This window comes from Dietzia cercidiphylli, from assembly GCF_014145145.1.
Lineage (GTDB): Bacteria > Actinomycetota > Actinomycetes > Mycobacteriales > Mycobacteriaceae > Dietzia > Dietzia natronolimnaea.
This window is the reverse complement of sequence record NZ_JAALEA010000517.1, coordinates 1-2682: the sequence shown is the minus strand read 5'-3', so window position 1 is coordinate 2682 and position 2682 is coordinate 1. Positions and strand designations below refer to the sequence as shown.

At 68.5% G+C, this 2682-nt stretch carries 5 protein-coding genes; 2 read left to right on the top strand and 3 right to left on the bottom strand.

All coding sequences use genetic code 11. From position 1 onward, the window contains the following. The 3 genes from G6028_RS16630 to G6028_RS16620 form a co-directional block, all read right to left on the bottom strand. A partial coding sequence (locus tag G6028_RS16630; RefSeq protein WP_182659533.1) for a transposase occupies positions 1–605 on the bottom strand: 605 nt, incomplete at its 3' end. A 204-nt stretch (positions 606–809) separates the two neighbouring features. Then, entirely contained in the window at positions 810–1379 is a 570-nt protein-coding gene (locus G6028_RS16625; RefSeq protein ID WP_182659532.1) for a hypothetical protein, read from the bottom strand. Further along, positions 1376–1654, bottom strand: a complete 279-nt coding sequence (locus G6028_RS16620) for a helix-turn-helix transcriptional regulator (protein WP_182659531.1) — start codon at positions 1652–1654, stop codon at positions 1376–1378. The genes G6028_RS16625 and G6028_RS16620 overlap by 4 nt, the downstream gene beginning before the upstream one ends. A gap of 62 nt (positions 1655–1716) precedes the next feature. Here G6028_RS16620 and G6028_RS16615 point away from each other — a divergent pair, with 62 nt between their 5' ends. Together G6028_RS16615 and G6028_RS16610 are read left to right on the top strand one after the other, a co-directional pair. Beyond that, positions 1717–2214 (top strand): glutathione peroxidase, encoded by a 498-nt coding sequence (locus G6028_RS16615; protein WP_182659530.1) that lies wholly within the window; start codon positions 1717–1719, stop codon positions 2212–2214. 110 nt (positions 2215–2324) lie between these two features. Continuing rightward, a partial coding sequence (locus G6028_RS16610; RefSeq protein WP_182659529.1) for a DUF2334 domain-containing protein occupies positions 2325–2682 on the top strand: 358 nt, incomplete at its 3' end.

Sequence of the window (2682 nt, the reverse complement as noted above, 5' to 3'; positions counted from 1 at the left end):
GGCTTACCGGGCGCGGTGTAGTCCTGCCCGCACACTGCCGCCAGCCGGGTGCACTCGCAGGCGATCAGTTCCTTCGCACCCGGCACCTCGCGGCCGACCCGACGGATCTGGGCGATGAGTTGGGTGATCGTGTCCTGACGGGCCACCGCGTCATCCAAGACCGTCGAATCCAGGGCGCGGCGGGTCTTGGTCTTGACCGCCCCGGTCTCGGCGATGACCTGGCGCACCACCTCGAAGATCCGCTGCGGTCGGTCACTGGCCGCCAACCGGCGCCGCCAGTAGGTCAACGTCGACGAATCGAACCCCTTCGCATCGACCGCATACCCGCACGCGGCCTTCCACCGCAGATCAAACGTCAACGCATCGACCGCCTCACGGTCCGAGTGGCCGAACAGCGCTTGCAGCACGATGACCGAGGCGATCACCTCACCCGGGATCGACGGCCGACCCCGGCCCGAGGGAAACAGATCTGCGAACAACTCCGCCGGAAACAGGCGGTCACGATGCTCGGCCAGCAACGCGAACACACTGCCGGGCTCGAGCAGATGCCCCGCCACCGACTCCACATCCAACAGTTCCCGCTGCCGATCCGACTCACCCTGCATGAGGCACATCATTTCAAACCGGCACCAACACCGCAGGCGAGCCACGTCCTTTGTTCAGCAGTCTCCTAGTCCGGCCGCGCCGGCCCGCCCAGTTCGGCAGTGCCGGCCCGGCCAGTTCGGCAGCCGCGCGCACACGCTGCAGCCGCCCACGAAATAACGTGAGCGGCTGCAGGTGTTGCGCGCGGCTGTGGTGGCGAGTGGTGGTCAGTGGTCGTCGGCGGTGACGGGGTCCGCGAGGTCGTCGGTGTCTTCGGGGGCCATGGTGCCCGCCATCGCGGAAGCGGGGATGACTCCGCCGACGAAGACCGCCAGGATCGCGAGGCCGCCCATCGAATAGGCGAGCCGGTGGCCGTTGCCCATCTCGGTGGTCGACACCCAGATCAGGACTAGCCCGATGACGAAGCAGATGCCGACGAGCGCCGACAGCGCGGTGGACCGGGCCTGAAGCAGTGTCTGCGTCTCGAATTCATCGAGGTAGCGGGCCGGGGCAGAGTCCTTCACATCGATCACCGTGCGCAGCATCGTCCACACGGTGCAGATCGCGACCGTCATGGGGAGCCACGCGATCACGATGGGCAGCCAGAAGTACCCCGCCACCGCGATCGCGGTCATGACGACGATGCAGACCCAGTTGAGGCGGACGAGCAGGCGGCGGCGCTGCGGGGTGCGCCACGAGCGCAGGCTGCCCTCGGTGCGGGCGAGCAGCTTCTCGTAGCGGCGCTCCGCGGCCGTCAGAGTCTCGCCTGTACGGAGGGTCTCGGTGTGAGTGCTCATGATCGGTCCTCTCGGGTGCGGCGGTAGATCTCGGCGGACATCGGCTGGAACTCCTCGCGGGAGAACACGGCCTCGACGGGCAGGTCGAAGACCGCGCAGATCCGGAAGGCCAGATCCAGGCTCGGGTAGTGGTCGCCTCTCTCGAGCGCCCCCACGGTCTGGGGGTTGACCTCGATCTGCTCGGCGAGTGCCGCCCGGCTCAGGCGGTGTTCGGCCCGCAGGACGGCGATCCGGTTGTGGAGGGGGAGCTTTTCTCCCCGTCGGACTGGGCTCATGCATCTAAGTGTTGGGAAAACCCAACGATTTGTCAATGTCCTGTTGTGAGTAGGCTGGTCACATGAGCAGCGGAAGCGTCCACGACATCACCTTCACCACCATCGACGGCGAGCAGGCCAGCCTCGGTGACTACGCGGGCCACGCGGTCCTGGTGGTCAACGTCGCCAGCGAGTGCGGCCTGACCCCGCAGTACGAGGGGCTGCAGGAGCTGGCCGACGACTACCGCGACCGCGGACTGTTCGTCCTGGGCTTCCCGTGCAACCAGTTCTCGGGTCAGGAGCCCGGGGACGAGGATGCCATCAAGGAGTTCACTCGCGAGAAGTACGGCATCACCTTCCCGCTGGCGGCCAAGGTCGACGTCAACGGCCCGCAGCGCCATCCCCTGTACGCCGAGCTCACCAAGGTGGCCGACGCCGACGGTGAGGCCGGCGACGTGCAGTGGAACTTCGAGAAGTTCCTGCTCTCGCCTTCGGGGGAGGTCGTGGGACGCTTCCGGCCCAAGGTGGAGCCCGGCGCCTCCGAGCTGGTCGACGCCCTCGAGGACGTCCTGCCGGTGTGACCGGGTTCCGGCTGGCGCGATCGCCGGGCCGGGGCCACCGCGCCGGCCCGGCAATATGACGTACACCTCGTCGTCGTCGTGTCGTCACGGACGCCTGCGATGATGCCCGCATGACCCCGCGCCTCATCGTCTCCGTCTCCGGCCTGCGCGACTCCTCGCTCGACGACGCCGTGGACATGGTGGGCGAGCTCCAACGCCGCTCCGTCCCCGTGTCGCTGCTCGTCGCGCCGCGGCGGGGGAGCGAGTACCGGATGGCGGACGACCGGGCCACGCAGGAATGGCTGCGTCATCGCCGGAGCCGGGGTGATGCGATCGTGCTGGGTGGTTACGACGAGGCCGCCACCAGGCCGCGCCGACCCGAGTTCGCCTCCATCGGCCCCGCGGAGGCCGCCGTGCGACTGGCCGCCGCCGACCGCATCATGGCCGACATGGGCCTGCGGACGCGGCTGTTCGCCCCGCCCCGGTGGA